5 protein-coding genes are annotated in these 6,187 nt (G+C 60.5%); 2 read left to right on the top strand and 3 right to left on the bottom strand.

Annotation, left to right across the window (positions count from 1 at the left end; all coding sequences use genetic code 11):
• Positions 1 to 591: 591 nt before the first annotated feature.
• Entirely contained in the window at positions 592 to 2,148 is a 1,557-nt protein-coding gene (locus GY791_11775) for a methyltransferase (GenBank protein MCP4329104.1), read from the top strand.
• A gap of 378 nt (positions 2,149 to 2,526) precedes the next feature.
• A complete protein-coding gene (locus tag GY791_11770; GenBank protein ID MCP4329103.1) occupies positions 2,527 to 3,906 on the top strand; it encodes an indole acetimide hydrolase in 1,380 nt (459 codons plus the stop codon).
• Between the two features lie 25 nt (positions 3,907 to 3,931).
• Here GY791_11770 and GY791_11765 read toward each other — a convergent pair whose 3' ends face one another.
• From GY791_11765 to GY791_11755, 3 genes are all read right to left on the bottom strand, one after another.
• On the bottom strand, positions 3,932 to 4,150 hold the full coding sequence (locus GY791_11765; protein ID MCP4329102.1) for a hypothetical protein: 219 nt from the start codon (positions 4,148 to 4,150) through the stop codon (positions 3,932 to 3,934).
• A gap of 481 nt (positions 4,151 to 4,631) precedes the next feature.
• Positions 4,632 to 5,492 (bottom strand): SMP-30/gluconolactonase/LRE family protein, encoded by an 861-nt coding sequence (locus GY791_11760; protein ID MCP4329101.1) that lies wholly within the window; start codon positions 5,490 to 5,492, stop codon positions 4,632 to 4,634.
• A 439-nt stretch (positions 5,493 to 5,931) separates the two neighbouring features.
• On the bottom strand, positions 5,932 to 6,187 hold a 256-nt coding region (locus GY791_11755; GenBank protein MCP4329100.1), incomplete at its 5' end, for an SDR family oxidoreductase.

The raw sequence follows: 6,187 nt of genomic DNA, 5'->3' as shown, positions 1-6,187 counted from the left end.
TGCTCGCGGGGGCGTTCAGATTCGCGACGTCCGCGCCCGTTGGGACAATCGCAGGAACGAGAAATCGTCGGGATCAAATGATGGGCGCGGTGGGGTAGCGTTAATCGGGATTTCCGATATGAGAAGGCCGGTAGGGAATTCCGTACCCGGCGGTTGGCCATCGCGACCGAACGCCCCCCGGCCGAGGCGCATCCTCACTTATACCAAGGCTCGATGATAGGAACCCATCTCACCGCAGGGATTCTGTCCGCTCACCAGGCGCGGGGCGCGCCGTGGTTCAGATCCACATTCTCTCTCCTTCTATCAGGAGAACGGTGGCCGGAGACGGGGGAATCTAAGCTGCGAAGAGAGTGCTCGAATGGCCGCTTTTGGCTGAGGGCGTCCGCTGATTCGCGGGCAGGATGTCAGGCTCTCGACGTGATGGCCCTAAAGTCCGAAGCGCCACGTTTTCTATGCCGGATCGAGTCAACGGAAGGGAAAAGACGGCTTTTTCGCGGAACTTGCGGCACGTCAGCCACGTTCATTTGTTGGTGTTCCTGCCGTCCTTGATGTACTGCTCAGCCTTACCACGCTGATTATAGGCGAGCATCTATGCCAGTAAACCGAACGAAACGCCGCGCAGGAGGCCGCGAGGCCCGACACGCGCTGAGGCAGCAGCGGCCGTCCGGCTCGATCGGCGCCAAACTTCAGGGCGGCACCTACCGACCGCTTTCCGAAAGAGATGTCCAGCGCATTCACGAAACCGCCCTCGACCTCTTGGAGAAGGTGGGCATGGGCAATCCCCTGCCAATCCTGAAAGAACACGCGCTGGCCAAGGGTTGCTGGATCGACGATCACGGCCGGCTCTGCTTCCCGAGGGCGCTGGTGGAGGATGTAATCGCCGCCATGCCCAAGGAATTCGTGATTCATGCCTACGATCCGAAATGCGACTTGGAAGATGCCGCCGGGCGGGTCCAATTCGGTCCAGGCGGCGACGCCGTTACGACCCTGGACGTCGACGGACGTCACTACCGGCCGTCCACTCTCGTCGATGTTTACGACTTTGCCCGATTGATCGACCGCTTGGAGCACGTGCATGATTTCTCCCAGGTGGTGATTGCGACCGATATCCCCGACCTACGCACCGCCGACATCAACATGGCCTACGCCGCCATCGCGGGCACGACCAAGCATGTAAGTCTTTCCCCCACCAACGCCGCCCATGTGGACGACATCATCGAACTGATGGACTTGATCGTGGGCGGCGAGACGAAGCGACGGGAACGGCCGTTCTGCTCCGCCGGAGGCTGTTGCGTGGTCTCTCCTCTCAATTATGGCGACGAGAATAGTGAGGTCTGCCTCGCCGCCACGAGGATCGGCGGACCGGTTTGGGCGGTGATGGCACCACAGGCCGGGGCCACGTCGCCGGCGGCGCTCGCCGGAACGCTCGTCCAGGTGACGGCGGAATCCCTGGCCGCGCTGCTGCTCGTGCAGCTGGTTGTGCCAAGACACCCCATGGCTTTCGGGCCCTGGCCCTTCGTCTCGGATCTCCGCAGTGGTGCCTTCACCGGGGGCGGTGGCGAGGAGGCGGTGTTGGCGGCGGCGGCCGCCCAGATAGGTTTGTTTTATGGCCTTCCCACCTCCGTGGGTGCCGGAATGACCGATGCCAAATGGCCGGACGCCCAGGCCGGTTTCGAAAAGGGGATCACGGTGACTGCCGCCGCCTTGGCCGGCGCTGGAGTATCGGAAGTCGCCGGTATGATGGCGAGCCTCATGGGCTGTTCCTTCGAGGCCATGGTGATCGACAACGATATGCTGGGTAACATTGCCCGAATCGTGCGTGGCATCGAGGTTACCGAAGAAACCCTTTCCTTCGACGTAATCCTCGATGTGGTCCGTGGCCCCGGCCACTATCTCGGCCATCCCCAAACGCTCTCGCTCATGGAAAGCGAATTCCATTACCCGCAAATCTCCGACCGCCGTTCCCAGGGGGAGTGGGAAGAAGCCGGAAGCTCCGGCATCATGGAAGCGGCCAGCACGCGAGTCCGGGGAATCCTCTCGACCCATTATCCCGACCATATCGACCCAGCGACCGATCGCAAGATCCGGGAGCGGTTCGATATCCTGCTCCCCGAAAATGCTATGCGGCCCGATAACGGCCGCTGGTGAAGCGGCGCGCGATCACGTCGCGGGCTGACTGCCGGTATCCGGGCCTTCGAACGGTGATCGACGACATCGAAGAATCCATGGCTTTGGTCGAGAGAATACAGGCTGCGTTGCCCATGCGTGCATTTGCGGCCATGGGGTATCAGAGCACTCTACGACAAGGATTGAAGCGGGGTTTTCCACACGAGTTTGGTGTCACTGAAATTGGGTACATGGGCGACGAAGGCTCACCTCTTGGCCTTCTCGCGCGCGGGGATAGTGGCGAGGCTTGTTCCACTTGATCAAGCGTGAAATACCTGAAGGTCAGTCACATCGCGGAGTTGGAAGGCGAGGGCTGCTGCTGTGGTCATGATCGCTACGGTGGCTCCCACGTAGTATTGGATGGAGCGATCGATCGCTGAGCTGGCGCAGATGGTGCGTCAAGGAAAGGTCACCGCGAGCACGCTGGTTGAAGGGGCGCTCGAAAAGGCCGATGCGAAGGCGGCGCTCAACGCGTTTATCACACTTGATAGCGATGGTGCACTGTCTAACGCCCGCCGCGTTGACGCTATGGTGGCGAATGGCGACGCCCCTGGCCCCCTCGCCGGCGTGCCGATGGTCGTGAAAGACAACATCAATGTCGAGGATGTCCGCACAACTGCCGGCACGCTAGGGATCGACTTCATTCCGCAGACCTCAGCACCTGTTGTCGCGCGCCTAACGGCGGCGCATGCAATCGTCATCGGCAAGACCAATATGCATGAACTTGCTTTTGGCGTGACGTCGAACAACGCAGCCTTTGGTGCGGTCCGGAACGCTATTGACCCAACCTGTTTTCCCGGTGGCTCGTCCGGTGGAACGGCCGTGGCGATTGCAGCAGGCATCGTTCCCGCCGGGCTCGGCACTGACACTGCCGGCTCAGTTCGTCTTCCGGCTGCGCTGAACGGAGTTGTCGGCTTTCGGCCGACAACCTGGCGGGTTGATCAGGAGGGAGTGGTGCCTGCAGTCCCGACTTTCGATGTTGTGGGACCGCTGGCGCGTACCGTGGCGGATGCTGCTCTTCTGAACGCTGTCATGACTAGTAATCGTATGCCCGAGCGGCGGGATCTGAACAACGTCCGCTTCGGTGTTGCGGGACCGCATTCAGACAACCTTTCACCCGGAGTGGCTGCGGCAATAGATGTGGCCCTTCCGAAACTACGGGAGGCTGGGGCGACGCTCGTCGACATCGACCTCGCGCCGATCGTCAACGCCTGCTTCGAGATTGGCTACCCAATCGGGTTTTACGAGATGAGAAGCGGTCTAAGCGCATTTCTGGGGAAGTATCAGCCGCTAACAAGCCTAGAAGACGTGGTCGGCAAGATTGCAAGTCAGGACGTGAAAGCAGCATACGTAAATTCAGTTCTCGGCGACGATGCTCCGACCGAGGCCACCTACCGGAAATCGATCGGCCGGATCAAACAAATCAGGCTGAACTACCTTAAGCTTCTGAAATACCATGAGCTCCACGCCGTTATCTTTCCCACCGCACCCCTTGAGGCACAGCCGATCGACGGCTCGACGGAGACCGTCATTCTGAACGGCCAGACGGTTCCGACCTTGCAGACCTTTATCCGGAACATCGCGCCAACCGGAGTCTACGGTGCACCTGGGCTTTCCATTCCACTCGAGACCACCGGCCACGCGTTACCCGTCGGGCTAGAGTTGGATGGCCGTCCGGACGGTGATCTTGACCTTCTATCTATTGCAATTGGGGTCGAGGCCGCCCTTGCGACGAACTGAGTCTTCCCTGGCCTTAAGTTTTCTCTCAGCCCTCTTTTGTTCCAGCGATTATAGCCGAGCGGGCTTCGCGCAGGGGGACAATCTCGTTGATATCATTGTGGACCATTGGCCATAACTCTGCGCAAAGGCGAATCACGTCGGTCTTTGACGGCGCTTCGACGATGCCGTAGCCCTCGGAGTTGTTGACCCAGCCGGCGAACCTAACCGTGCCCGCTTCGACGTCATCTTTCCCTTCGGTAAGCATCTCGTTCCAAGTTCTGATCAGCTTGGAGCGATCGGTAGGTATTCATTGGGTTCGCATTTCCAATGGATGATGGAGGTGGGCACAGATTTCTCTTTTCAAGACTCAAGGCGCTACCGACATTACAAATCAGGACCGTCGGGACGGTTTGCCATGTTCCGGCCGCATGCCCGATATTCGAAGGGTCGAAGTCCGACCGCAACACTCAAAATCCTTGCCGACAACGCGTCCGAGCTGACGAGACCGTCAATCTTTCGTTCTGAATAGAGTGCGGTCTTTGCATCACTCGACAATTTCACTTCGGGTCATGGCGAACTCCAGCAGTGCGGGCCGCCGCCGGCTCCTTCGGCTTGCTAGGGGTCGGCGAACGGCGGAGCCCGTCGCGATATCGACCTCGTGATCGTTTCCGCTGACCGGGGTCGAGCCGACTCGTCAGAAGCCAGGCAGCGCGTCCCTTGGTGACCCGAAGCGGTCCTAACCAAGGCTACGGCGAGCCCGCACCAGGAACATCGACGGGCACGACCTCGACCCGGGCGTGCGCCTGCCCAGTGCGGATTTCTTCCCATGTTCCCTCGCAGGTCAGGCAAAAAAGCATGCGCCCGTCTTCGCCACCGAGCTGACAGGCGACGGCCCGGCAATCACCGACATCGATGCGGTCGGTGATCGCCCCGCCCTCCAGAACGCGCAAGAAGTCACCCTGATCGAATGCGCTTACCCAGATGGCACCTTCCTGGTCCAGGCAGATCCCGTCCGGACCGTATTCGCCCATATCCGCGAACAGCCGTCGATCCGACAGCGTTCCATCCGGGTTGAAGTTGAAGGCGGACAGCCTATGACCCCAGGTCTCGGCGATGATCAAGACATCGCCTCCCGGCAAAATCACGGTCCCATTGGGAATTTCCAACGCCTCGGCTACAACTCGTGCCGCGCCCGCGGGGCTCACCATGACCAGGTTTGCACTCCTGTAATCGGCGCCGCCAAACACATCGAAGCCGATATTGCCGACGTAAGCCCGACCTTGGGCGTCGACCACCATATCGTTGAGATCGCCTGTGACCAGCGAGTTCAGCTCGGCGTGGCAGACCAATCCCCCGTCTTCAAGGCGCAGCAGGCGCCTGTCCTGCATGGAGGCGATGAGCGGCGTGCCGTCAGGCAGGAAGCCGAGACCAGAGGGCCGGTTCGGGACCTCGACCACGGTCTCGACAGTCCCGTCCAAGCCAATTGTGTGGACCTTGCAGCCCATTATATCCGACACCCAGAGCCGTCCGTCGCGCCACCTCGGCCCTTCGAGGAGGCGGAAGCCCTCGGCCAGCCTCTCTGTTCTGTAAGTGGGTTCCACTGACATGTCTCGGATATCCCCCTCTCCTAATTCACGAGGATCGTATCCCCGTTCCAACGCCGAGAAAACCGAACCCTTCGGTGGCCGTCTGATGATGGGAAGTCGAACTGCGAAGGCGCGGACGAGTTTCCGAATTTGGTTGGTCCGCGACATGTGAAGCAGCAGCCAACATCTCCGGAACACCCTCGGAAGCGGACTTGCTGTGGATCGGTGTGGCACGGGCATTCATGCGTACACGGCCTAGATCACTGGCCCTGATTGCTTCCTGCGATTTTCCGATGAGCTGGTCCATGCGAAAAGACCCAATACATCGATTGCGGTGTCGGTCTAGCAGAGCGACCAATTGAAAAATTCCTTTCGAATATCCGGGAAATCTTTCTGTCTGGTCCGCGCACATTTGGGCCCACATCGTGGCAGTAAGAATGCCCCCGGCCGGGGCGCATGGTCACTTGGTCGTCGCGCCGCCGTCGATGGCCAGCGCGTGGCCGGTGACGAAGTCGGCGTCGGCCGAGGCCAGGTAGATTACGGCGCGGGCGATCTTTTCCGGCCCCATGACCTCAGAGATCAGCTGCCGCGAGGTGAATTCATCGACCATCTCCTCGAACGAGACCCCCATCTCGGTGGCGACCCCGCGGTTGCCCTCGGTGTCGACGCTGCCGGGACAGATCGCGTTGACGTTGATGCCGTGCGGCGCCAGCTCG

It is taken from the genome of Alphaproteobacteria bacterium, from assembly GCA_024244705.1.
Classification (GTDB): Bacteria; Pseudomonadota; Alphaproteobacteria; order JAAEOK01; family JAAEOK01; genus JAAEOK01.
This window is presented reverse-complemented; position numbering and strand designations above follow the sequence as displayed.

Bases quoted from the DNA above. Each gene is read 5' to 3' on its own strand.
- GY791_11765 (MCP4329102.1), bottom strand. From the start codon at position 4,150: ATGCTTACCGAAGGGAAAGATGACGTCGAAGCGGGCACGGTTAGGTTC.
- GY791_11775 (MCP4329104.1), top strand. From the start codon at position 592: ATGCCAGTAAACCGAACGAAACGCCGCGCAGGAGGCCGCGAGGCCCGA.
- GY791_11760 (MCP4329101.1), bottom strand. From the start codon at position 5,492: ATGTCAGTGGAACCCACTTACAGAACAGAGAGGCTGGCCGAGGGCTTC.
- GY791_11770 (MCP4329103.1), top strand. From the start codon at position 2,527: ATGGAGCGATCGATCGCTGAGCTGGCGCAGATGGTGCGTCAAGGAAAG.